Source organism: Pseudomonas sp. MS19, assembly GCF_013277615.1.
In the GTDB taxonomy this organism is placed as follows: domain Bacteria; phylum Pseudomonadota; class Gammaproteobacteria; order Pseudomonadales; family Pseudomonadaceae; genus Aquipseudomonas; species Aquipseudomonas marincola.
This window is the reverse complement of the sequence record NZ_VBTO01000007.1, coordinates 123,207-145,917: the sequence shown is the minus strand read 5'-3', so window position 1 is coordinate 145,917 and position 22,711 is coordinate 123,207. Positions and strand designations below refer to the sequence as shown.

Below are 22,711 nucleotides of genomic sequence, written 5' to 3'. Positions count from 1 at the left end.
GACACGCTAGAGCAAGACCACATCGTATTGCTCCTGTGAGTACATGGTCTCGACCTGAAACTTGATGGTGCGACCGATGAATGCTTCAAGATCGGCAACATTGCCTGACTCTTCATCGAGCAGGCGGTCGACGACCCGCTGATTCGCCAGCACCCGGTAACCTTCGGCCTGGTAGGCCCGTGCTTCGCGCAGAATTTCTCGGAAAATTTCGTAGCAGATAGTTTCCGGGGTTTTGAGTTTGCCGCGGCCCTGACAACCCTCGCATGGCTCACACAGCACCTGCTCAAGGCTTTCACGCGTGCGTTTGCGGGTCATCTGCACTAAACCCAGCTCGGTTATGCCGATGATGTTGGTTTTGGCATGGTCGCGCTCCAGCTGCTTCTCCAGCGTGCGCAAAACCTGACGTTGATGTTCAAGGTCTTCCATGTCGATAAAATCGATAATGATGATGCCACCCAGATTGCGCAGGCGCAGTTGCCGCGCGATCGCTGTCGCCGCTTCAAGATTAGTTTTGAAAATGGTTTCTTCAAGCGTGCGATGCCCCACGAACGCGCCGGTGTTGACGTCGATGGTGCTCATCGCTTCGGTTGGATCGATCACCAGATAGCCGCCGGACTTCAACGGCACCTTGCGCTCCAGTGCGCGCTGGATTTCATCCTCAACGCCGTACAGATCAAAAATCGGCCGTTCACCCGGATAATGTTCCAGGCGATCGGCAATTTCCGGCATCAGTTCATCGACGAACTGGGTGATTTTCTGGAAGGTTTCGCGCGAGTCGACCCGCAGCTTTTCAGTGCGCAAGCTGACCAAGTCTCGCAGCGTGCGCATAGCCAGATTGAGGTCTTCATAAATCAGGGTGGGCGCTGGGCAGCTTTGCATCTGCTGATGAATCTGCTGCCATTGGCGGCGCAGGTAACGGATATCTATCAGGATTTCATCGGCGCCGGCACCTTCAGCTGCCGTGCGCAGAATGAATCCGCCGACTTCTTCGATACCTTCCGCCGCGATGCAGTCGGTGACCACTTGCTTGAGGCGTTCACGCTCCACTTCATCTTCGATCTTCAGCGAAATGCCGACATGCGCAGTGCGCGGCATGTACACCAGATAACGTGAAGGAATCGACAGCTGCGTGGTCAGGCGTGCGCCCTTGCTGCCGATTGGGTCTTTAGTAACTTGCACCACCAGGCTTTGCCCATCGTGCACCAGCGCACTGATGCTCTCGACGGCCGCGCCTTCGCGCGTGGAAATTTCCGAGGCATGGATAAATGCCGCACGCTCCAGGCCGATATCGACAAAAGCGGCCTGCATGCCAGGCAGAACCCGTACGACTTTACCCTTGTAGATATTGCCCACAATCCCGCGGCGCTGCGTACGCTCGACATGAACCTCTTGCAGGACACCATTTTCAACCACCGCCACGCGCGATTCCATTGGCGTGATATTGATCAGAATTTCTTCACTCATGTGTCCGTCTCATCCGGGAGGGTGCTAGCTGCATCTTGCAACGTATGCCGCGAGGCAGGCGACGAGAGCTTACAGCGTAATGTCACGAGAGTAAGCGATCTGCTGCGCAGGCGACAAATCAGAAAAGCGACTGTCGGCGATACACAGCCTCAATCATCGCCATGCGCTAAAGAGTCTGCGATCAAAGTGTAGGGTTGCTGTCCTGCCAGCAGGCAACGTCGAAACTGGCCAGTAGCTCTGCTGTTTCGCACAACGGCAAACCCACAACGGCCGAATAGCTGCCTTGCAACTGCGTCACAAACACCCCTGCAAGCCCCTGAATGCCGTAGCTCCCCGCTTTATCGCAGGGTTCACCTGTGGCCCAGTAGGCTTCGATCTCGGCGTCACTGAGCGCGCGAAATGTCACGGCAGTACTGACAACACGAACGTCCGATCGTTGCGCACTGACCACAGCCACGGCACTTAATACCTGATGCTCACGACCAGACAGGCTACGCAACGTCGCCAATGCATCATCCCGATCCAAAGGCTTGCCGAGAATTTGCTGACCAAGGACTACAGCCGTATCGGCGCCAAGCACGACCGAGTCGCCCTCAGGCATGCTGGCAAGCGCCGCTTGCGCCTTGGCGAGCGCAAGACGCTGCACGTAGTCGCAGGGCGATTCGCCAGCAAACGGCGTCTCGTCGACAGGCGCGATGCACAGCGTGAACGGCACGCCTATCTGTTGCAGAAGCTCACTGCGGCGCGGTGAACTTGAAGCCAGATACAACGAAGCCATTTGGATATCCCGAGCTTGATGGAGGGGTTAGTTAACGCCGAAACGCTGCTGCAACCAGCGCAGGATCATCGAAACCCAAGGCCACAGCAAGGCGCTGACCACCGCTGGCAGGATAAAAACCAGAGTCGGCGGGCGGTTGCCGGTGAGTGCGTTGAGCCACAACTGAACCAGCTGCGCGAGGCCAAAGACCATCAGCAGAACAATGCACTGCTGCGACAGCGGAAACATGCGCAGGCGCTGATGCAGGCTCAGCACCAGGAAAGTCACCAGCGTCAGAATCAGCGCATTCTGCCCCAGCAGCGCGCCATTGAGCACATCGGCCAACAGGCCAAAACACCAGGCAGTGAGCATACCGACCCGCTGCGGCAAAGCCAGCAACCAATAGGTCATGAACAGCGCCAGCCACAGCGGGCGGCCCATCTCCATGAAGTCTGGCAGCGGCGAGACGCTGAGCAGCAAAGCAAACAGCATGGATACCCAAATAACCCAAACATTGCGCGGGCTGGTTGCACTCATTGAGCGGGTCTCACCGGAGCGGGGGTTGTGGTTGACGGAGCCTGCGCAGGTGCGGTGGACTGACTCGGCGCTGGCGTATTGGAACCCGCTGCCGATTCAGCCTTTTCCTCAAGCGCCTTCTGATCGGCGGCAACCTCGGCCTCGGCCGATTCAGTTGCCCGCTGCTCGGGCGTGCGCGTGTCGGTAAACACCAACAGCATGTAACGGCTGCGATTGAGGCTGGCAGTCGGTATGGCGCGGACAATCGCAAACGGCTGGCCAGAGTCATGAATCACTTCACTTACGGTCGCCACCGGATAGCCCGACGGAAAGCGCTGACCCAATCCCGAACTTACCAACAAGTCGCCCACCTTGATGTCGGCCGTGTCGGCAACATGGCGCAGCTCCAAGCGCTCCGGGTTACCGGTGCCACTGGCAATGGCGCGCAGGCCGTTGCGGTTCACCTGCACCGGAATACTGTGATTGGTGTCGGTCAGCAGCAGCACGCGAGCGGAATAAGGCATCACCTCAACCACCTGGCCCATCAACCCGCGCGCATCAAGAACCGGCTGACCAATCACCACGCCGTCCTTCTCGCCCTTGTCGATGAGGATGCGATGTGTGAACGGGTTCGGGTCAATACCGATCAGCTCGGTCGCCAGCACGTCATCATCCACCAGCGCAGCCGAGTTAAGCAGCTCACGCAGACGCACGTTCTGTTCGGTAAGGGCAGCGAGTTTTTGCAGGCGACGCTGCAACAGCAACTGCTCGGTCTTGAGCTTCTCGTTTTCAGCGGCAAGCTCAGTGCGCGAGCTCAGCTCCTGGGTGGTATTTTCCCAAAGCGTGACGGGCAGATTGCCCAGCCAGTAGATAGGCTCGACGATAACCCCAAGCTGGCTGCGAAAAGGCTTCAGAAAGGCAAAGCGGGCATCGACCACCATCAAGGCGACCGAAAGCACGGCCAGCACCAACAGGCGCACACCAAGCGAAGGACCTTTGGTGAAGAGCGGTTTGATAACAAATTCCTCTACACATCAGCCAGTAACAAAAAGCTGCAAGTGGGCGGGCCCGACTTGCAGCTTGAGACTGACAACTGATGGCTTATTCCGTGGACAGCAGGTCCATGGTGTGACGATCCATCATTTCCAGTGCCTTACCACCGCCACGGGCCACACAAGTCAGCGGGTCTTCGGCAACGATAACAGGCAGGCCAGTTTCCTGTGCCAGCAGTTTGTCGAGGTCACGCAGCAGCGCGCCACCACCGGTCAGCACCAGACCTCGCTCGGCGATGTCCGAAGCCAGCTCTGGCGGAGACTGCTCAAGCGCGCTCTTAACCGCCTGAACGATAGTCGCCAGCGACTCTTGCAGCGCTTCAAGCACTTCATTGGAATTCAGTGTGAAACTGCGCGGAACACCTTCAGCCAGGTTGCGACCACGCACATCAACTTCGCGAACTTCGCCACCGGCGTAAGCCGTGCCGATTTCCTGCTTGATACGCTCAGCAGTCGACTCACCAATCAGGCTGCCGTAGTTACGGCGAACATAGGTGATGATGGCTTCATCGAAACGGTCACCACCGACACGAACCGACTCTGCGTAAACCACACCGTTAAGCGAGATCAGAGCGATTTCAGTGGTACCACCTCCGATATCTACAACCATCGAACCGCGTGCTTCTTCAACCGGCAAGCCGGCACCGATGGCAGCCGCCATTGGCTCTTCAATCAGGAACACTTCGCGGGCGCCAGCACCAAGGGCCGACTCACGGATGGCACGGCGCTCCACCTGGGTGGATTTGCACGGCACGCAGATCAGCACACGCGGGCTGGGCTGCAGGAAGCTGTTCTCGTGAACCTTGTTGATGAAGTACTGAAGCATTTTTTCGCAAACGCTGAAGTCGGCAATAACGCCATCTTTCATCGGGCGAATAGCCGCAATATTGCCTGGAGTACGACCCAGCATACGTTTGGCTTCAGTACCGACCGCGACAACGCTTTTCTGGTTGCCGTGGGTACGAATTGCGACGACAGACGGTTCATTCAGGACGATACCGCGCTCGCGCACATAAATAAGGGTATTGGCAGTGCCCAGGTCAATCGAAAGATCACTGGAAAACATGCCACGCAGTTTTTTGAACATGGGATATGGGACCCTAGGAAACGCGTGGGTAAAAAAGTGCGGCAAACTCTAACAACGGTAGGGATTTTGAGCAAGGCACCAATGTGTTAGATTGCCTGTTTTCTGGGCACTAGAGCCCAACATCGCGGCGTTTGACCGCCAGTTCACTGCATCCGTTCCCTGCATTTTCCGATGCATGGCAACCCGTTCACACTTCAACTGGCCGTCTTGACGACCGCCTTTCCATGGAGAACCCGATGGCGCTTGATCGCTCCGAAGTGGAAAAAATCGCTCATCTTGCACGATTAAGCTTGAATGACAGCGAAATTCCGCAAACTACAGAGACACTCAACAGCATCCTCGGACTCGTCGACCAGATGCAGGCAGTCGATACCACGGGCATTGAGCCGCTGGCTCACCCGCTCGAAACGACTCAGCGCCTGCGAGCCGACGAAGTAACCGAAGAAAATCATCGCGAAGCGTATCAGAAGATTGCGCCAGCCGTAGAAAACGGCTTGTACCTCGTTCCGAAAGTCATCGAGTAAGGGAAAACGCCCAGCATGCATCAAATGAATCTGGCCGAGATCGCCCGCGGACTCGCCGCTAAACAATTTTCCGCCGAAGAACTGACGCGCAGCCTGCTGGCGCGTATTCAGCAACTCGACCCGCAGCTCAACAGCTTTATTACAGTCACCGAAGACCTGGCACTGAGCCAGGCCAAGGCCGCTGACCAGCGTCGCGCTGACGGTGACACCAGCCCGTTGCTGGGCGCGCCGATTGCGCACAAGGACCTGTTCTGCACGCAGGACATCCTCACCAGTTGCGGCTCGAAGATTCTCGGCAACTTCAAGGCGCCTTATAACGCCACCGTAGTCGAAAAGCTCGCCGAGGCTGGCACCGTCACGCTTGGCAAGTTGAACATGGACGAATTCGCCATGGGCTCGGCCAACGAGTCGAGCCACTTCGGCGCGGTGAAGAACCCGTGGAACCTTGAACGTGTTCCCGGCGGCTCATCGGGCGGCTCTGCCGCTGCTGTGGCCGCACGCCTGCTGCCAGCAGCCACCGGCACAGATACCGGCGGTTCGATCCGCCAGCCTGCGGCACTGACCAACCTTACCGGCCTCAAGCCAACCTATGGTCGCGTGTCGCGCTGGGGCATGATCGCGTATGCCTCCAGCCTCGATCAGGGCGGCCCATTGGCCCGCACCGCCGAAGACTGCGCACTGATGCTGCAAGCCATGGCCGGCTTCGATCCGAAAGATTCCACCAGCGTCGACCAACCGCTTGATGATTATCTGGCAGCCCTGACGCAACCGCTGAAAGGCCTGCGCGTCGGCTTGCCGAAAGAGTATTTCAGCGCTGGCCTCGACAGCCGCATCGCCGATGCCGTGATGGCCGTTGTCGAGCAACTGAAAGCACTCGGCGCCACAGTTAAAGACATCAGCCTGCCAAACACCCAGAACGCTATTGCCGCGTACTACGTGATCGCCCCGGCTGAGGCGTCTTCCAACCTGTCGCGTTTTGATGGCGTACGCTTCGGCTATCGCTGTGAAAACCCGCAGAACCTTGAAGACCTCTACAAGCGTTCACGCGGCGAAGGTTTTGGCGCTGAAGTTAAGCGCCGGATCATGGTCGGTGCCTACGCCCTGTCGGCTGGTTATTACGATGCGTACTACATCAAGGCTCAGCAGATCCGCCGCCTGATCAAGAACGACTTCGTCGCTGCCTTCAATGACGTTGATGTAATTCTCGGCCCAACCACGCCAAACCCGGCGTGGAAGCTCGGCGAGAAGAACAACGACCCGGTTGCTGCTTACCTCGAAGACATCTACACCATCACCGCTAACCTTGCCGGTATCCCCGGCTTGTCGATGCCAGCAGGCTTTGTCGACGGTCTGCCGGTGGGCGTGCAACTGCTCGCACCGTACTTCCAGGAAGGCCGGCTGCTCAACGTTGCGCATCAATATCAACAAGTCACTGATTGGCACACTCGCGTGCCAGCTGGATTTTAAGGATCACTCAGATGCAATGGGAAACCGTGATCGGGCTGGAAATCCACGCACAGCTCGCGACTAACTCGAAGATATTCTCGGCCAGCGCCACCACCTTTGGTGCCGAACCGAACACCCAGGCCAGCCTGGTTGATCTGGGCATGCCAGGCACCTTGCCGGTGCTCAACGCCGAAGCCGTGCGCATGGCCTGCATGTTTGGCCTGGCGATTGATGCGCACATTGCCGAGCGCAATATTTTCGCCCGTAAAAACTACTTCTACCCGGACCTGCCAAAGGGTTATCAGACCAGTCAGATGGACGACCCAATCGTCGGCATCGGTCATCTGGATATCACCCTTGAAGACGGCACCGTCAAGCGCATCGGCATCACCCGCGCGCACCTTGAAGAAGATGCCGGCAAGAGCCTGCACGAAGACTTCCAGGGCATGAGCGGCATCGACCTTAATCGTGCTGGCACGCCGTTGCTGGAAATCGTCTCGGAGCCGGACATCCGCAGCGCCAAGGAAGCGGTTGCCTACGTCAAAGCCATCCATGCGCTGGTGCGTTACCTGGGCATTTGCGATGGCAACATGGCCGAAGGCTCGCTGCGTTGCGACTGCAACGTGTCGGTTCGTCCCAAAGGCCAGGCTGAATTTGGCACCCGCGCCGAGATCAAGAACGTCAACTCGTTCCGTTTCATCGAGAAGGCGATCAACCACGAAGTGCAGCGCCAGATCGAGCTGATCGAAGACGGCGGTAAAGTGGTTCAGGAAACCCGTCTGTATGATCCGAACAAGGATCAGACGCGCTCGATGCGCAGCAAGGAAGAAGCCAACGACTACCGTTACTTCCCTTGCCCGGACCTGTTGCCGGTCGTCATTGAGCCAAGCTATCTGGAAGCTTTGCGCGCCACGCTGCCGGAATTGCCGGTGCAGAAGCGCGAGCGTTTCGAGGCGCAGTTCGGCTTGTCGGCGTATGACGCCAGCGTGCTGGCCGCCAGCCGCGAGATGGCCGACTACTTCGAAGCGGTGCAACAGATTTGCGCCGACCCGAAACTGGCAGCCAACTGGGTAATGGGCGAGCTTTCGAGCCTGCTCAACAAAGACAACCTGGAGATCGAGCAGTCGCCGGTTAGCGCCGAGCAACTGGGCGGGATGATTCTGCGCATCAAAGACAACACCATCTCCGGCAAGATTGCCAAGATGGTCTTTGAAGCCATGGCCGCCGGCGAAGGCTCGGCCGACCAGATCATCGAAGCCAAAGGCCTCAAACAAGTCACCGACAGTGGCGCCATCGAGTCGATGCTGGACGAGATGCTCGCCGCTAACGCTGAGCAGGTTGAGCAATACCGTGCGGCTGAAGAAGCCAAACGCGGCAAGATGTTCGGCTTCTTTGTGGGCCAGGCCATGAAAGCTTCCAAAGGCAAAGCCAACCCGCAACAAGTGAACGAACTGCTGAAGAAGAAGCTCGAAGGCTGATAAAGCCATCGTTGCAGTTAAAACGCCGGGCATGCCCGGCGTTTTATTGAGTTCTCAGGAGTCCAACCCATGTTGCGTTTTGCATTGCTGCTGACACTAGTCGCCCTGTTCAGCGGGTGCGCCAGCCATACATTGACCGGTGGCTACAGCGCAGAGGGCAAGGCGTCTTATTACGGCGCGCGGCATCACGGCAAGAAAACCGCCAGTGGCGAAGCGTTCAACCAAAACGCCCTGACGGCCGCACATCGCACCCTGCCCTTTGGCAGCCGCGTGCGGGTGACGAATCTGCGCAATGACAAGAGCGTAGTGGTGCGGATCAATGATCGCGGGCCGTATGCGCGAGGTCGGATAATCGACCTTTCAAAGCACGCCGCCGAGCAGTTGGATATGCTTCGCGAAGGGGTTGCAACGGTGCGTGTTGAACAATTGGAGTAATGACTTGCAAGCTTTACATCTGGTAACCAAACAGCATTTGCGCCCACTGGCGCAGGCTAAACGGATCACTACACTAGCGGCACTTTTTCGGAGCTCGCTGATATGACGTTAATGACCTTTGTGTACCTGATTGCCGGCCTGGTTTTACTGGTCGGTGGTGCGGAAGTTTTGGTTCGCGGCGCTGCCAAGCTGGCCGCGCAATTCGGTATTCCGCCTCTGGTTATCGGCCTGACCGTTGTCGCGTTCGGCACCAGCGCACCCGAGACAGCCGTGAGCGTACAAGCGGCAATGAATGGCAGCGGCGATCTGGCGATTGGTAACGTGGTCGGCAGCAATATCGCCAACGTATTGCTGGTGCTCGGCGCAACCGCACTGATCGCACCGTTGATTGTCTCGCGTCAGTTAATCCGCATGGACGTGCCACTGATGATCGGCGCGAGCTTGCTCACGTTTGGTCTGGCATGGGATGGCGAGCTGAGCAAGATCGACGGGGCAATCTTGTTCACCGGCATTGTGGCTTATACCTTCTTCCTGATCCGCAGCAATCGCAACAGCCTCGACGAGCCGGACGATGAGTTCGCGGCCGAGTTTGGCCTTAACGAGCCCGCCAAACCTTATGCCTGGCTGATCAATCTGGTCCTGATTGTAGTGGGCCTGGTCCTGCTGGTGGGTGGATCACACTTCCTCGTTGAAGGCGCCGTGACGCTGGCCCGCGCTCTGGGCCTGTCGGAGCTGGTAATCGGCCTGACCGTCATTGCTATTGGCACCTCCCTGCCTGAGCTGGCCACCTCGATACTGGCGGCCTTCAAAGGTGAGCGCGACATTGCCGTGGGCAACATAGTCGGCAGCAACTTGTTCAACCTGCTCAGCGTGCTGGGTCTGGCGGCTCTGGTTTCGCCGAGCCCGATTTCGGTATCACCCAATGCACTGGCGTTCGATTTCCCGGTAATGATCGCCGTAGCAGTTGCCTGCTTGCCGATCTTCTTCACCGGTTACCGCATAAACCGCTGGGAAGGCCTGCTGTTCCTCGCGTACTACGGCGCCTACACCCTGTATCTGGTGCTGTTCGCCACAGGGCGCCCTGCCGTGGAAACCTTCGGCCACGCCATGATCGGTTATGTAATCCCGTTGACGGCACTGACACTGCTGGTAGTGGCGGCTCGCAGCTGGCACAAACAGCGTACGGCAAACTAATAAAGAGGCAGCTTTAAATGACCGACAAACCTCTGGATGGCCAGCAAGTCCGCCGCGAAGTCATGGGCGACAGTTTCGTTGACCGCGCGCTGAACAACGCAACTGAGTTCAGCCAGCCGCTGCAGGACTTCGTCAACGATCACGCCTGGGGCGGCGTTTGGAACCGCGAAGGCTTGCCGCGCAAAACCCGCAGCCTGATCACGCTGGCGGCACTGACTGCATTGAAGTGCCCGCAAGAACTGAAAGGCCACGTACGCGGCGCCCTTAACAACGGCTGCACGGTCGAAGAAATTCGCGAAGCGCTGTTGCATTGTGCCGTCTACGCCGGGGTTCCGGCCGCAGTCGACGCGTTTCGCGCAGCCCAGGAAGTGATTGACGAGTACTCGAAACAGTAAATGCTGAACCGTGGTTGAAGGAGCCGGGCGATGCCCGGCTTTTTTATTTGCCGGCGCTGATCAAATTGCGCTTGTACCGTGTACTTCGCTGAAATTTAATTTTTTTGAACACAAGCTTTAACAGAAGGACTTAAGATAGCCTGCTCTGCCTTTTGTGATACTTCTGTTACATCGCGGGCTAGCATTCCACCTCAAGGACTGGTCAAGATGAGGTTCATAAAAAAATTATTAAATCGCAGCGCCAGAAAGCGAATCCGCAACACGCCAAAACTCTACAGAGGCACTCAACGCCTTAAGGAGCGCTACCCGCAATATACCTTTGGCGATGGCACTTATGGCAACCCCGAGGTGCATGACTGGGATAACGGCACAACCTTGCGCATTGGCGCTTACACGTCTATCGCTGGCGGTGTGAATATCTATCTGGGTGGCCATCACCGCGCCGACTGGATCAGCAACTACCCGTTCCCGTTGCAGATAAAAGAGCTGGCAGGCATCCAGGACTCAATCATCAGCAATGGCGATGTAGTCATTGGCAATGACTGCTGGATTTGCTCAAACGTGATGATTCTATCCGGCGTCACCATCGGCGACGGTGCAGTTGTTGCGGCGGGCGCAGTTGTCACCAAGGACGTTCCGGCCTATGCCGTGGTTGGCGGCAACCCTGCTCGTCTGATCCGCTGGCGCTTTGAAGAACCTGTTAGGCAGATGCTGCAAGCGTCGGCCTGGTGGGATTGGCCTGCTGAAGAGGTCCACTCCATCGCCCACCTACTTTGCACAACCGACTTCGATGCGTTCAGTCGCTACGTCAGCGAACGAAAGCAATCCTGAGCAGCTACAAAGTTTAAACCCAGCCAATCGCCTGCATCAGCAATAACCCGAGATTAACGGTGATCACCGCCAGCAGCGTGCTGATCACTATAATCGCCGCGGCCAGCTCGTGGTTGGCACCCACTTCGCGCGCCATTACATAACTGGCCGCAGCGGTCGGGCTGGCGAAGTAGAGAAACAGGATAGCCAGATCAGCGTCGCGAAAGCCAAACAGCCAGGCCCCCAGCGTTGTCACCAAAGGCAACCAGACCAGCTTCATCAAACTCGAACTCAGCGCTATCGAGCTGCTCTTGCGCAGCGCGGCCAGGCTCAGCGTGCCACCGATGCAGATGAGGGCGAGCGGCAGGGTCATGTGCGCAAAATAGCCCGCCGACGTTAGCAGCCATTCTGGCAATTGCAGTTGCCAGTAGGCCACCGGAATCGCCAGCGCGACGCCGATAATCAGTGGGTTGGTGACAATGCTGCGCACGATTGCCACGAAGTCCGACTTCACCCCTGGCGCATAAATGGCCAGCACGATGATCGACAGCACGTTGTAGCAAAAGATCACCACACCGGCCAATACGCTGCCCACCGCCAGACCGTAGTCGCCGTACATGCTTGTGGCCAGTGCCAGGCCGACAATACCGTTGTTGCCGCGGAACGCGCCCTGAACAAAGACTCCGCGGTCTTCTTGCGGGCAACGCCAGTGTGCCCAGGCCCAGGCAAGCAGAAAACTTACAATGGTCGCGCCGATGAAGTAGGCAATGAGAGCCGGCTGCAATGCGGTTTTAAGATCGGCCTGGACAATACCGAGAAACAGCAGCACCGGCATGGTCGCGCGAAAGACCAGTGCCGAGGCCGTATTGATGAACGCAGCGTCAATCCAACCCAGCCGACGCAGACCCAGGCCGAGGAACAGCATGACGAACACCGGTGCCGTGATGCTGATGGTTTGCTGAAAGACTGCGAACATGAAAGCCTCAAAAAACAGACGCAAAGGCGCCGAACTGAATGAGGCTAATGATAGCAAGCCAACTATCTGGATAGCTGGCTGCGGGTGAAATATTTAATCGCTTAACGACGAACCGGACGCTTCTGCAATTTACGCTGCAAGGTTCGCCGGTGCATACCCAGCGCCCGCGCAGTGGCTGAGATATTGCCTTCGTGTTCGGCGAGAACCCGCTGAATGTGCTCCCACTGCAGACGGTCCACCGACATCGGATTTTCCGGCACCAGCGAATCGAGATCGGCATGCTGGGTCAGCAACGCGGCCAACACGTCATCGGCATCGGCAGGTTTGCACAGGTAATTGCACGCCCCGCGCTTGATCGCCTCAACAGCAGTGGCAATGCTGGAGTAGCCGGTCAGGATCACCACACGCATCTCTGCGTCCAGCTCGAGCAATTTTGGCAGCAGCACCAGACCGGAGTCGCCGTCCATCTTCAGGTCGACCACGGCATAGTCGGGCAAGTCATGGCTGGCCAGGGTCAGGCCTTCTTCGGCAGACCCGGCAATCGACACACGCAAACCACGGCGGCTCATGGCGCGCGCCATGACGCGGGTAAAGGTCGGATCATCGTCAACCAGCAACAGGTGCGGTTGCTCGTCGCCTTCAAACAGCGCCTCATCAGACATTTGATACTCCTTGCTGGTCGGCCTCAGGCTGAGCCGTAGGAGCGCGGCAACTTCAACTCGGTGAGGGTGCCGCCCTCTTCATGATTATAAAGCTTAACTGTGCCACCGGCGCGGGTCACGCTGGCCTGACTAAGAAACAGGCCCAGACCGAAACCTTTACCCTTGGTGGTAAAGAACGGCCGCCCAAGCTGCTCGGCAATGGCCAACGGCACGCCCGCGCCAAAGTCGCGGATGCTCAGTTGCAGCCACTGGTGATCCCAGTCGAGGCGTATATCCAACTTCTCAGGACAGGCATCGGCGGCGTTATTGAGCAAATTGAGCAACGCTTGCGTAAGGTCTGCCGGAGGCATCAGCCGGGGCGGTGTTCCGCGGCCCAGACATTGATAACGGTAGCTCGCCTCGGGACGCATCAGGTGCCAGCGGTTAAGCGTGGTTTCGAGCCAGTCTACACTGGACTGCTCGACAATCGCCTGACGTCGGTCAGCCTCTGCGGCTCTAACCAGTTGCTGCAGCGTGTCCTTACACAGCTTGACCTGTTCTTGCAGCACCGCCAGATCTTCTTGCAGCATGGGCTCCGGATGCTCACGACGCAGCTCTTTGATCAGCACACTCATGGTCGCCAGCGGCGTACCCAGTTCGTGCGCCGCGCCCGCTGCCTGCGTGGCCACGGCGAGTAATTGCTGATCGCGCAGGCCTTCCTCCCGACGTTCCGCGCGCTGTTCTTCCTGACGACGCAGCTCACCGGCCATGCGTGACACAAAGAAGGTGATCAACGCCGCCGCTAGGGCAAAGCTCAGCCACATGCCATAAATCAGCAAGCTCTGACGCGGCTCAGACGGCACCTCAAGCGGGTGCGTCCAAACCAGCAACAGCGTGTAGCCGCCGAGCGCCAGCCCAGACAGCGTCAGGGTATACAGCCAGGGCAAGATGGCCGCAGCAATGGTCAGCGGTACCAGATAATAGGACACGAACGGATTGGTCGAACCGCCCGAGTAAAACAACAGGACGCTATGAATCACCAAATCCAGGCCCAACTGCACGGCGTACTCAAGCTCGGTAACCGGCCAGGGGCCGCGCAGGCGGATCATGGTGAACACGCAGAGCAGCAACGAGATGCACAGCGTCACGCTGAGTTCAAACCAGGGCAGCGGCAATAACTCGGATTTATAGGCGAGACCTACCGAACCGGCTTGTGCGGCGAGGACCAGAAAGCGGATCAGGATCAGCCGCCAGAGATTCTGACGGCTTGCGGAAAGTAGTGGAACCGGGGCGAGCATATGCACTCCAAAAAGCTCGGCAACCGAGCAATGCGAGTATAACCAACGCTCGCCGCTGCTTGATGCGGCAACACGCCGCATGCAAGTACTCACTGCCCAACTACCGGAGCCTCTGACCGGCAACGCTGGCAGAGCAGAAAATATTTTTAACGGTGCTTAACCCGTTTTGAAAACCTGGCCCGTCTACTCTGAGCAGAACCTTGCGATCAGTCGCAAGCCAACTTATTACCATTGTTCAAGGAATACCCATGCGAACATCTTCTCGTCTTGCCCGCCTGACCCAAAGCCTGGTGCTGAGCAGCGCCGTTCTGACGCTGGCGACGGCGGCTCAGGCCGATGAGCCGCGTTACAACCAGGTTTCATTGCGTGCCGAGGTCAGCCACGAAATTGCCCACGATCTCATGCAGGTAACGCTCTACAGCGAAGCGCAAGACGCCGACCCCGCCGCACTCGGGGCGCAAATCACCCGTAACCTGAACAAGGCGCTGGAGCAGGCGCGCAAGGCAGAAGGCGTGAAGGTTGCGCTGGGCAGTCGCAACAGTTATCCGCTTTACGACGAAAAACGCCAGAAAATCACTGGCTGGCGTGAGCGCGGTGAAGTGCGCCTGGAAAGTGCCGACTTCGCTGCCCTGTCGAAGCTCTCGGGCGAAATGCTGCAAAATATGAGCATGGGTAACATGAGTTTCAGCATCGCCGACAAGACCCGCAAAGCCGAAGAGGACAAGCTGATCAAAGAGGCGGTTGACGCCTTCAAGGCACGCGCACAACTGGCCACCGAAGCACTCGGTGGCAGTGGCTACAAACTGGTCAGCCTGAACCTCAATACTTCAGGTTTTCAGCCACCGATGATGATGCGCGCAAAAGGCGCAATGATGATGGACTCAGCGCCAACGCCCGAGATAGAGGGCGGCAGCAGCCAGGTAACGGTAAACGCCGATGGCGCCATTGAAGTGCAGATGCCTTGACCACGCGTGCGCAACACGCACCGTTTGCAAACAACGCCGCTCTCGCAAGATAGCGGCGTTTTGCCAGCTGTTAGACGCGAAATGTCGAATATGCGACAACGCCTTACACCCCGCTCACAGTTGCTAAGCTATTTTCATCAGGGGGCTTGCCTCAGGCACGTGCCCTGCATAGTTTCTTGCAAGGTCTTCACAAGAGACCCCTCAATACATAACCACAACAACTATGAGGTTTTTATGCGTAAGAACGCCGTCATACAAGCGATGCTGGTAGCCGGGCTGATCGCCACTGCGCCACTCGCTCAGGCAGCCAGCAATCTGGTGTTTTGCTCAGAAGGTAGCCCTGCAGGTTTCGACCCTGCGCTGTACACCACCGGCACTGACTTCGACGCTGCAGCAGAGACTGTTTTCAACCGTTTGACCCAGTTTGAGCGCGGCGGCACCGCAGTCATCCCCGGGCTTGCAGAGAAGTGGGAAGTGACCGATGACGGTCTCAACTACACCTTTCACCTGCGCCCCGGCGTGAAATTTCATACCACCGACTATTTCAAGCCAAGCCGCGAGTTCAATGCTGACGACGTGCTGTTTACATTCAAGCGCATGCTCAACAAAGACGATCCGTTCCGCAAAGCTTACCCAACTGAATTCCCCTACTTCACCGACATGGGCATGGACCAGAACATCGCCAAGATCGACAAGCTCGACGACATGACGGTGCGCTTCACGCTCAACTCGGTTGACGCTGCATTCATCCAGAACCTGGCCATGAGCTTCGCCTCTATCCAGTCTGCAGAGTACGCCGCGCAGTTGCTCAAAGAGGGCAAGGCCAGCGACATCAACCAGAAGCCAATCGGCACCGGTCCGTTCGTATTCAAGCGTTATCAGAAAGACTCGCAAATCCGCTTCACCGGTAACAAAGAGTACTGGAACCCTGCGGATGTGAGGATCGACAACCTGATCTTCGCCATCAACACCGACGCCTCGGTGCGCATGCAAAAGCTTAAAGCCGGTGAATGTCAGGTCTCTGTATTCCCCCGCCCAGCAGACATCGAATCGCTGCAAAAAGAGCCCAAGCTGCAAATGCCTGAGCAGGCCGGTTTCAACCTCGGCTACATCGCTTACAACATAGAGCATGCGCCGTTCGACAAACTCGAAGTGCGGCAGGCGCTTGATATGTCGGTGAACAAGCAGGCGATCATCAACGCGGTGTATCAGGGTGCCGGTCAGCTGGCAGTTGGCAGCATGCCGCCGACGCAATGGTCCTACGACACCAGTATCAAGGACGCTGCCTACGATCCGGAAAAAGCCAAGGCCATGCTCAAGGCAGCCGGCGTTAAGGAAGGCACCGAGATCACGCTCTGGGCCATGCCGGTTCAGCGCCCGTACAACCCCAACGCCAAGCTGATGGCGGAAATGCTGCAATCCGACTGGGCGAAAATTGGCATCAAGGCCAAGATCGTCAGCTACGAATGGGGCGAGTACAACAAGCGCGCCAAGGCCGGCGAGCATGACGCCCTGCTGATCGGTTGGACTGGCGACAATGGTGACCCGGACAACTGGCTGGGCGTGCTATACGGTTGCGATGCCATTGGCGGCAACAACTACAGCCGCTGGTGCGACAAGGACTTCGACGCCAAGGTCAAAAAAGCCAAGACCCTCAATGACAAGGATCAGCGCAGCGCCCTCTACATGGAAGCCCAGCAGATCCTCAAGAAGAACGTACCGATCACACCGGTCGCTCACTCAACCGTGTTCCAACCGATGAGCAAAACCGTCAAGGACTTCAAAATCAGTCCATTCGGTCTCAACTCGTTTTACGGCGTAAGCGTCGAGAAGTAACCCGCGAAGCAGTTGGCGGGCCGGTTATCCTCCGGTCCGCCAATCGGGCGCTCGTTACCGACGTGGTGACGCTGCGCAGACCGAATCGCCACAGGTATCACTCAATGCCCAAGCCGTCACTGTTGCTATTTACCAGCCTGCTGCTCGCCGCCCTGCCATTGGCCGCGCCGGCAATGGCTGATGACAAGAATTCACTGGTGGTCTGTACCGAAGCCAGCCCCGAAGGCTTCGATCTGGTGCAGTACACTGCCGCGACAACCGCAGACGCGACTGCCGAAACACTGTTCGAGCGCCTGGTGCGTTTCATTCCCGGCACCACCGAACTTGCGCCCGCGTTGGCCGAAAGCTGGGAGGTTGGCGCAGATGGCCTGACATACACCTTTCACTTGCGCCACGGGGTCAAGTTTCATCACACCGAATGGTTTACCCCGAGCCGCGAGTTGAATGCCGACGATGTGCTCTGGAGTTTTCAACGCCAGCTTGATCCGCAACATCCCTGGCACGACAAAGCCGTGCGAGGCTTCCCGTACGCCGAATCGATGGGCATGGCCGAGTTGATCGAGCGCATTGAGGCGCCAGACGCCTACACAGTGCGGTTCACGCTGAAGCATGCCGAAGCGCCGTTTCTGGCCAACTTGGCCATGGGCTTCAGCTCTATCTATTCCGCCGAATACGCCGACCAGTTGCTGGCAGCAGGTAAGCCCGGCCAGCTCAACAAGTTGCCGATTGGCACCGGCCCGTTTGTGTTTGACCGTTACGCCAAGGATGCTCAGGTGCGCTTTCACGCCAACGCCGATTACTGGGATGGCGCGCCTGCGATTCAAAAGCTGCTGTTCGCGATTACGCCAGACCCGAACGTGCGCATTCAGCAACTCAAAGCCGGCGCCTGCCAGATTGCGCTCTATCCGCGCCCAACCGATATTGCTGCGCTGAAAGCCGACAGCAACATCAAAATCCAATCGCTGGACTCATTGCTCACCGCCTATATTGCCATCAATACCGGCCATACACCGCTGGACAATGTACGCGTGCGTCAGGCACTGAACATGGCATTCGACAAAAGCGCCTACCTGCGAGCGCAATACGGTGAAGGCGGCGCCAGCCCGGCAGTCGCGCCTTATCCGCCAACGCTCTGGGGGCATGACTCGCAAATGCTGGGCTGGCCACACGACCCCAAGCGCGCGCGGCAATTGCTGGTCGAGTCCGGTCATGGCGACGGCCTCAAGCTGTCGATCTGGACCCGGCCAGGCGGCGGCCCGACCAACCCCAATCCGGGAATCGGCGCACAAATGCTCCAGGCCGACCTCGCGGCTATCGGCATTGACAGCGATATTCGGGTATTCGAGTGGGGTGAGCTGATCAAGCGCGCCAAGCGCGGCGAGCACGACTTGATTTTCATGGGCTGGGCAGGCGACAACGGCGACCCCGATAACTTCCTCACGCCCAATCTGTCCTGCGCCGCGGCCAAGTCCGGTGAAAACATGTCGGGTTGGTGTGATGAACACTTCGATGCGCTGATCACCGAAGCCCGTCGCGTCAGTTCGCGCCCGCAACGGATTGCCCTGTACCGCGAAGCGCTGTCGGTGTTTCACGACGAGGCGCCGTGGATTCCGCTGGCCTTCCCCAAGCAATTCACCGCCCTGCGCAACGATGTTCAGGGTTTCGTGCAGAGCCCCATGGGTTCCAACAACTTCGCCCGCGTCAGCCGCACACCGTGAAAGCAACGACCTGATAAACCACGACTGTCACCACACACGCACAACAACAATGCTGCACCACGCAGTGCTGCCCGAATAAACCGCTGGAGTTTCCTCTAACCATGTTGTCCTTCATAGCCAGACGTCTGGGACTGCTGATCCCCACCTTTTTCGGCGTGACTCTCCTCACCTTTGCCCTCATCAGAATGATCCCCGGAGACCCGGTGGAAGTGATGATGGGCGAGCGTCGCGTAGACCCCGCCATGCACGCCGAAGCCCTGCACCGTCTGGGCTTGGACAAACCGTTGTACGCGCAGTATTTCGACTATATCGGCAACCTCGCCCAAGGCGATCTGGGCGAGTCTCTGCGTACCCGCGAAAGTGTCTGGCACGAGTTCACCACGCTGTTTCCGGCCACCCTCGAACTGTCGCTGGCAGCGTTGTTATTCGCCGGTACGCTGGGGCTGATTGCCGGAGTTATCGCAGCACTCAAACGCGGCTCGTTATTCGATCACGGGGTGATGGGCATATCGCTGGCGGGCTACTCCATGCCGATTTTCTGGTGGGGCCTGCTGCTGATCATGTTTTTCTCCGTGTGGCTCGGCTGGACGCCGGTATCGGGTCGTATCGACCTGCTTTACGACATCGAACCGCGCACCGGCTTCATGCTTATCGACACCTTGCTGTCCGATGAAGAAGGCGCGTTTGTCAGCGCCCTGCGCCACCTGATCCTGCCGGCGGTGGTGCTCGGCACAATCCCGCTGGCGGTAATCGCCCGCATGACCCGCTCGGCCATGCTCGAAGTGCTGCGTGAAGACTACGTGCGCACCGCCCGCGCCAAAGGTTTATCGCCGGCGCGCGTGGTATTCATTCACGGCCTGCGCAACGCACTGATTCCGGTGCTGACCGTGTTCGGCCTGCAAATTGGCGCCCTGCTCGCGGGCGCGGTGCTCACCGAAACCATTTTCTCCTGGCCGGGCATCGGCAAATGGCTGATCGAGTCGATTGGCGCGCGTGATTACCCAGTGGTCCAGAACGGCATTTTGCTCATCGCCTGCCTGGTCATTCTGGTCAACTTTATCGTGGATATTCTCTACGGTCTGGCCAACCCACGCATTCGCCATCAGCGCTAAGGAGGCCTGAACATGACTCACTCAACGACACCGGAAGCAGTCGATCAGAGCCTGCTTTATCCTTCACCGCTTAAAGAATTTTGGCAGGCATTTGCCCACAACAAGGGCGCTGTTGCCGGCCTGCTGTTTATGATTGGCATGATCATCTGTGCGCTGTTCGCGCCTTGGCTTGCGCCTTACAACCCCAGCGAGCAATTCCGTGACTTTCTGCTCACGCCACCGTCCTGGCTTGAAGGCGGCCAGATGCAGTTTCTGCTCGGCACCGACGAACTCGGCCGCGACATGCTCTCAAGGCTGATTCACGGTGCTCGCCTGTCCTTGATGATTGGTCTGGCTTCGGTACTGATGTCGATGCTGCCGGGCATATTGCTCGGCCTTGTCGCCGGGTTCTTCCCGCGCCTGCTTGGCCCCTCAATCATGCGCTTGATGGACGTCATGCTGGCGTTGCCATCCCTGCTGCTGGCCGTGGCAATCGTCGCCATTCTTGGCCCTGGCCTGATCAACACCGTGGTGGCAATCGCGATTGTGTCGCTGCCCTCTTACGTACGCCTGACTCGCGCGGCGGTGATGAGCGAGTTGAATCGCGACTATGTCACCGCCTCGCGCCTGGCCGGTTCAGGCCTGCTGCGCCTGATGTTCGTCACCGTGCTGCCCAATTGCATGGCGCCGCTTATCGTGCAGGCAACCCTGAGCTTTTCCTCGGCAATTCTTGACGCCGCGGCGCTCGGTTTCCTCGGCCTTGGCGTACAACCGCCGACGCCTGAGTGGGGCACCATGCTAGCCTCGGCACGCGACTATATCGAGCGGGCCTGGTGGGTGGTAACGCTGCCGGGGCTGGCGATTCTGCTCAGTGTGCTGGCGATCAACCTGATGGGCGACGGACTGCGCGATGCACTCGACCCGAAACTCAAGAACGCAGTCTGAGGAGCCCGACATGAGTTTGCTTAACATCAAGAATCTCAGCGTGCGCTTCGGTGACGCTAACGCAGTGCCGGTAGTCGACGGCCTCGATATCGAGGTCAACGAAGGCGAAGTGCTGGCGATTGTCGGCGAGTCCGGTTCGGGCAAGTCGGTCACCATGATGGCGCTGATGGGCCTGATCGAAGCCCCCGGCATCGTCAAGGCGGATCAGTTGCAGTTCGATGGTCACGACATGCTCAGCCTCAAAGGCAAGCAACGGCGCAAGATTGTCGGCAAGGATTTGTCGATGGTGTTTCAGGACCCCATGACCGCGCTCAACCCCAGCTTCACCGTGGGTTATCAGATAGAAGAAGTGCTGCAGCAGCATCTGGGCCTCAAGGGCAAAGCCGCTCGCGAGCGCGCCCTGCAACTACTCGAACGGGTAGAAATACCCGCTGCCGCCAGCCGCCTCGATGCCTATCCGCACCAACTCTCTGGCGGCATGAGCCAACGTGTGGCCATTGCCATGGCGATTGCCGCCGAGCCGAAACTGCTGATCGCCGACGAACCAACCACCGCACTCGATGTGACGATTCAGGCGCAGATCATGGAGCTGCTGCTCGATTTGCAGCGCGAACAAAATATGGCGTTGGTGTTGATTACCCACGACCTCGCCGTAGTCGCCGAAACCGCTCAGCGCGTGTGCGTGATGTACGCCGGGCAAGCGGTAGAACTGGGCCATGTGCCGATGCTGTTCGACAGCCCCAAGCATCCGTATACCGAAGCACTGCTCAAGGCGATTCCGGAGCACTCATTGGGAGCCAAGCGGCTGGCCACATTGCCAGGCATTGTGCCCGGGCGCTTCGATCGACCGCACGGCTGCCTGTTGTCGCCGCGCTGCCCGTATGCGCAGGGTGACTGCAAAGCCCAACGACCCGATCTGGTTCCTCATGCCCACGGCGCCGTACGCTGCTTTTATCCGCTCAACCTGAATTCGGAGGTGGCGTAATGAGCACCACGCCAACCCAGACTGTACTCACCGCCCGCGATCTCACACGCCACTATTCGGTGTCCCGTGGCTTGTTCCAGCCAAGCGCCGAAGTGCGCGCACTTAATGGCGTATCGTTTGAACTTGAAGCGGGCAAAACCCTGGCGGTGGTCGGCGAGTCCGGCTGCGGAAAATCCACCTTGGCCCGCGCACTCACGCTGATTGAAGAGCCCAGTTCAGGCTCCCTGAAAATCGCCGGGCAAGAGGTCGCCGGTGCGAGCAAGGCCCAACGCAAGAGCTTGCGCCGCGACGTGCAGATGATTTTCCAGAACCCTTATGCCTCGCTTAATCCACGGCAGAAGATTGGTGATCAGTTGGCCGAGCCGCTGTTGATCAACACCCAATTGTCGCGCAGCGAGCGCCGCGAAAAAGTCCAGGCAATGATGCAGCAAGTAGGCCTGCGCCCCGAGCATTACCAACGCTACCCGCACATGTTCTCCGGCGGTCAGCGCCAACGTATTGCCCTGGCCCGGGCCATGATTTTGCAGCCCAAGGTACTGGTTGCCGATGAGCCCACCTCGGCACTGGACGTGTCTATTCAGGCGCAGGTGCTCAACCTGTTCATGGATCTGCAAGAGGAGTTCAACACCGGCTATGTGTTTATCTCGCACAACCTCTCGGTGGTGCGCCATGTGGCCGATGATGTGCTGGTCATGTACTTGGGGCGTCCGGCGGAAATGGGCCTCAGCGAGCTGATTTACCAACGGCCATTGCACCCTTACACCAAAGCCCTGCTTTCGGCGACGCCGGCCATTCACGCAGACCCGAACAAACCGAAAATCAAGATCGTCGGCGAACTGCCCAACCCGCTCAATCCGCCATCGGGCTGTGCATTTCACAAGCGTTGCCCGCATGCGACCGAGCTGTGTGAACAGACACTGCCCGAGCTGCGCCTGATCGACTCGCGGCAAGTGGCTTGCCATCACGTCGAGGTCATTAACAGCTGAGAGCCGGTGGGCGTTTGGCTTGCCTGGCACTCGCTAACGCCCATTGCAGACCATTCGACGAGGTCTCCACCCATTGCATAGGCAGTAACCAATCGCTGTGCGACCATGGCGC

22 protein-coding genes are annotated in these 22,711 nt (G+C 58.3%); 14 read left to right on the top strand and 8 right to left on the bottom strand.

What is annotated here, in order from left to right; all coding sequences use genetic code 11:
- Window positions 1–6 precede the first annotated feature (6 nt).
- From rng to mreB, 5 genes are all read right to left on the bottom strand, one after another.
- Window positions 7–1,464 carry a ribonuclease G gene (gene rng / locus FEZ62_RS06605; RefSeq protein WP_069898028.1) on the bottom strand — a complete coding sequence of 486 codons (1,458 nt, stop codon included), beginning with the start codon at window positions 1,462–1,464 and terminating at the stop codon, window positions 7–9.
- Between the two features lie 181 nt (window positions 1,465–1,645).
- Window positions 1,646–2,242: a Maf family protein gene (locus tag FEZ62_RS06600; protein ID WP_172927208.1), complete on the bottom strand. Its 597-nt coding sequence runs from the start codon at window positions 2,240–2,242 to the stop codon at window positions 1,646–1,648.
- A 27-nt stretch (window positions 2,243–2,269) separates the two neighbouring features.
- The gene (mreD, locus tag FEZ62_RS06595) at window positions 2,270–2,758 is read right to left on the bottom strand and encodes a rod shape-determining protein MreD (protein ID WP_069898030.1); all 489 of its coding nucleotides are present in this window, start codon (window positions 2,756–2,758) and stop codon (window positions 2,270–2,272) included.
- A complete protein-coding gene (gene mreC, locus FEZ62_RS06590; protein ID WP_172927271.1) occupies window positions 2,755–3,753 on the bottom strand; it encodes a rod shape-determining protein MreC in 999 nt (332 codons plus the stop codon). The genes mreD and mreC overlap by 4 nt, the downstream gene beginning before the upstream one ends.
- An 85-nt stretch (window positions 3,754–3,838) precedes the next feature.
- The gene (gene mreB, locus FEZ62_RS06585) at window positions 3,839–4,876 is read right to left on the bottom strand and encodes a rod shape-determining protein MreB (RefSeq protein ID WP_069898032.1); all 1,038 of its coding nucleotides are present in this window, start codon (window positions 4,874–4,876) and stop codon (window positions 3,839–3,841) included.
- A 236-nt stretch (window positions 4,877–5,112) separates the two neighbouring features.
- On the opposite strand from mreB, the gene gatC reads away from it, so the two are divergent.
- From gatC to FEZ62_RS06550, 7 genes are all read left to right on the top strand, one after another.
- Window positions 5,113–5,400, top strand: coding sequence for an Asp-tRNA(Asn)/Glu-tRNA(Gln) amidotransferase subunit GatC (gene gatC / locus FEZ62_RS06580; protein ID WP_069898033.1), 288 nt, complete (start codon window positions 5,113–5,115; stop codon window positions 5,398–5,400).
- Between the two features lie 15 nt (window positions 5,401–5,415).
- Entirely contained in the window at window positions 5,416–6,867 is a 1,452-nt protein-coding gene (gene gatA, locus FEZ62_RS06575) for an Asp-tRNA(Asn)/Glu-tRNA(Gln) amidotransferase subunit GatA (RefSeq protein WP_172927207.1), read from the top strand.
- A gap of 11 nt (window positions 6,868–6,878) precedes the next feature.
- Window positions 6,879–8,324 carry an Asp-tRNA(Asn)/Glu-tRNA(Gln) amidotransferase subunit GatB gene (gatB, locus tag FEZ62_RS06570; RefSeq protein ID WP_069898035.1) on the top strand — a complete coding sequence of 482 codons (1,446 nt, stop codon included), beginning with the start codon at window positions 6,879–6,881 and terminating at the stop codon, window positions 8,322–8,324.
- Window positions 8,325–8,393: 69 nt separating this feature from the next.
- Complete coding sequence (locus FEZ62_RS06565) at window positions 8,394–8,759, top strand: septal ring lytic transglycosylase RlpA family protein (RefSeq protein WP_172927206.1); 366 nt, start codon at window positions 8,394–8,396, stop codon at window positions 8,757–8,759.
- A 102-nt stretch (window positions 8,760–8,861) separates the two neighbouring features.
- Window positions 8,862–9,953, top strand: coding sequence for a calcium/sodium antiporter (locus FEZ62_RS06560; protein ID WP_090509693.1), 1,092 nt, complete (start codon window positions 8,862–8,864; stop codon window positions 9,951–9,953).
- A 17-nt stretch (window positions 9,954–9,970) separates the two neighbouring features.
- A complete protein-coding gene (locus tag FEZ62_RS06555; RefSeq protein WP_069898038.1) occupies window positions 9,971–10,348 on the top strand; it encodes a carboxymuconolactone decarboxylase family protein in 378 nt (125 codons plus the stop codon).
- 207 nt (window positions 10,349–10,555) lie between these two features.
- The gene (locus FEZ62_RS06550) at window positions 10,556–11,179 is read left to right on the top strand and encodes a CatB-related O-acetyltransferase (protein WP_172927205.1); all 624 of its coding nucleotides are present in this window, start codon (window positions 10,556–10,558) and stop codon (window positions 11,177–11,179) included.
- A gap of 13 nt (window positions 11,180–11,192) precedes the next feature.
- Here the strand turns inward: FEZ62_RS06550 and FEZ62_RS06545 are convergent, their stop codons facing one another.
- The 3 genes from FEZ62_RS06545 to FEZ62_RS06535 form a co-directional block, all read right to left on the bottom strand.
- Window positions 11,193–12,134 (bottom strand): AEC family transporter, encoded by a 942-nt coding sequence (locus tag FEZ62_RS06545; protein WP_172927204.1) that lies wholly within the window; start codon window positions 12,132–12,134, stop codon window positions 11,193–11,195.
- A gap of 101 nt (window positions 12,135–12,235) precedes the next feature.
- Complete coding sequence (locus FEZ62_RS06540; RefSeq protein WP_069898041.1) at window positions 12,236–12,796, bottom strand: response regulator transcription factor; 561 nt, start codon at window positions 12,794–12,796, stop codon at window positions 12,236–12,238.
- Between the two features lie 23 nt (window positions 12,797–12,819).
- On the bottom strand, window positions 12,820–14,073 hold the full coding sequence (locus FEZ62_RS06535) for an ATP-binding protein (RefSeq protein ID WP_069898541.1): 1,254 nt from the start codon (window positions 14,071–14,073) through the stop codon (window positions 12,820–12,822).
- Between the two features lie 248 nt (window positions 14,074–14,321).
- On the opposite strand from FEZ62_RS06535, the gene FEZ62_RS06530 reads away from it, so the two are divergent.
- From FEZ62_RS06530 to FEZ62_RS06500, 7 genes are all read left to right on the top strand, one after another.
- Window positions 14,322–15,038 (top strand): SIMPL domain-containing protein, encoded by a 717-nt coding sequence (locus FEZ62_RS06530; protein WP_172927203.1) that lies wholly within the window; start codon window positions 14,322–14,324, stop codon window positions 15,036–15,038.
- 234 nt (window positions 15,039–15,272) lie between these two features.
- Window positions 15,273–16,874 carry an ABC transporter substrate-binding protein gene (locus FEZ62_RS06525; RefSeq protein ID WP_172927202.1) on the top strand — a complete coding sequence of 534 codons (1,602 nt, stop codon included), beginning with the start codon at window positions 15,273–15,275 and terminating at the stop codon, window positions 16,872–16,874.
- Window positions 16,875–16,978: 104 nt separating this feature from the next.
- A complete protein-coding gene (locus FEZ62_RS06520; RefSeq protein WP_172927201.1) occupies window positions 16,979–18,592 on the top strand; it encodes an ABC transporter substrate-binding protein in 1,614 nt (537 codons plus the stop codon).
- A 101-nt stretch (window positions 18,593–18,693) separates the two neighbouring features.
- A complete protein-coding gene (locus tag FEZ62_RS06515; RefSeq protein ID WP_069898045.1) occupies window positions 18,694–19,704 on the top strand; it encodes an ABC transporter permease subunit in 1,011 nt (336 codons plus the stop codon).
- A 12-nt stretch (window positions 19,705–19,716) separates the two neighbouring features.
- Entirely contained in the window at window positions 19,717–20,628 is a 912-nt protein-coding gene (locus FEZ62_RS06510) for an ABC transporter permease subunit (RefSeq protein WP_069898046.1), read from the top strand.
- Between the two features lie 10 nt (window positions 20,629–20,638).
- Entirely contained in the window at window positions 20,639–21,613 is a 975-nt protein-coding gene (locus tag FEZ62_RS06505; RefSeq protein ID WP_172927200.1) for an ABC transporter ATP-binding protein, read from the top strand.
- Window positions 21,613–22,599, top strand: a complete 987-nt coding sequence (locus FEZ62_RS06500; protein ID WP_172927199.1) for a peptide ABC transporter ATP-binding protein — start codon at window positions 21,613–21,615, stop codon at window positions 22,597–22,599. Before FEZ62_RS06505 ends, FEZ62_RS06500 begins: the two co-directional genes overlap by 1 nt.
- The last annotated feature ends 112 nt before the right edge of the window (window positions 22,600–22,711 follow it).

What these genes read in the sequence shown, in the direction of transcription:
- gatC (WP_069898033.1), top strand. Translation starts at nt 5,113, where the DNA reads ATGGCGCTTGATCGCTCCGAAGTGGAAAAAATCGCTCATCTTGCACGA.
- FEZ62_RS06600 (WP_172927208.1), bottom strand. Translation starts at nt 2,242, where the DNA reads ATGGCTTCGTTGTATCTGGCTTCAAGTTCACCGCGCCGCAGTGAGCTT.
- FEZ62_RS06500 (WP_172927199.1), top strand. Translation starts at nt 21,613, where the DNA reads ATGAGCACCACGCCAACCCAGACTGTACTCACCGCCCGCGATCTCACA.
- FEZ62_RS06545 (WP_172927204.1), bottom strand. Translation starts at nt 12,134, where the DNA reads ATGTTCGCAGTCTTTCAGCAAACCATCAGCATCACGGCACCGGTGTTC.
- FEZ62_RS06540 (WP_069898041.1), bottom strand. Translation starts at nt 12,796, where the DNA reads ATGTCTGATGAGGCGCTGTTTGAAGGCGACGAGCAACCGCACCTGTTG.
- mreB (WP_069898032.1), bottom strand. Translation starts at nt 4,876, where the DNA reads ATGTTCAAAAAACTGCGTGGCATGTTTTCCAGTGATCTTTCGATTGAC.
- FEZ62_RS06530 (WP_172927203.1), top strand. Translation starts at nt 14,322, where the DNA reads ATGCGAACATCTTCTCGTCTTGCCCGCCTGACCCAAAGCCTGGTGCTG.
- gatA (WP_172927207.1), top strand. Translation starts at nt 5,416, where the DNA reads ATGCATCAAATGAATCTGGCCGAGATCGCCCGCGGACTCGCCGCTAAA.
- FEZ62_RS06535 (WP_069898541.1), bottom strand. Translation starts at nt 14,073, where the DNA reads ATGCTCGCCCCGGTTCCACTACTTTCCGCAAGCCGTCAGAATCTCTGG.
- mreD (WP_069898030.1), bottom strand. Translation starts at nt 2,758, where the DNA reads ATGAGTGCAACCAGCCCGCGCAATGTTTGGGTTATTTGGGTATCCATG.
- FEZ62_RS06555 (WP_069898038.1), top strand. Translation starts at nt 9,971, where the DNA reads ATGACCGACAAACCTCTGGATGGCCAGCAAGTCCGCCGCGAAGTCATG.
- FEZ62_RS06510 (WP_069898046.1), top strand. Translation starts at nt 19,717, where the DNA reads ATGACTCACTCAACGACACCGGAAGCAGTCGATCAGAGCCTGCTTTAT.
- FEZ62_RS06550 (WP_172927205.1), top strand. Translation starts at nt 10,556, where the DNA reads ATGAGGTTCATAAAAAAATTATTAAATCGCAGCGCCAGAAAGCGAATC.
- FEZ62_RS06520 (WP_172927201.1), top strand. Translation starts at nt 16,979, where the DNA reads ATGCCCAAGCCGTCACTGTTGCTATTTACCAGCCTGCTGCTCGCCGCC.
- FEZ62_RS06525 (WP_172927202.1), top strand. Translation starts at nt 15,273, where the DNA reads ATGCGTAAGAACGCCGTCATACAAGCGATGCTGGTAGCCGGGCTGATC.
- rng (WP_069898028.1), bottom strand. Translation starts at nt 1,464, where the DNA reads ATGAGTGAAGAAATTCTGATCAATATCACGCCAATGGAATCGCGCGTG.
- FEZ62_RS06515 (WP_069898045.1), top strand. Translation starts at nt 18,694, where the DNA reads ATGTTGTCCTTCATAGCCAGACGTCTGGGACTGCTGATCCCCACCTTT.
- FEZ62_RS06565 (WP_172927206.1), top strand. Translation starts at nt 8,394, where the DNA reads ATGTTGCGTTTTGCATTGCTGCTGACACTAGTCGCCCTGTTCAGCGGG.
- FEZ62_RS06505 (WP_172927200.1), top strand. Translation starts at nt 20,639, where the DNA reads ATGAGTTTGCTTAACATCAAGAATCTCAGCGTGCGCTTCGGTGACGCT.
- gatB (WP_069898035.1), top strand. Translation starts at nt 6,879, where the DNA reads ATGCAATGGGAAACCGTGATCGGGCTGGAAATCCACGCACAGCTCGCG.
- FEZ62_RS06560 (WP_090509693.1), top strand. Translation starts at nt 8,862, where the DNA reads ATGACGTTAATGACCTTTGTGTACCTGATTGCCGGCCTGGTTTTACTG.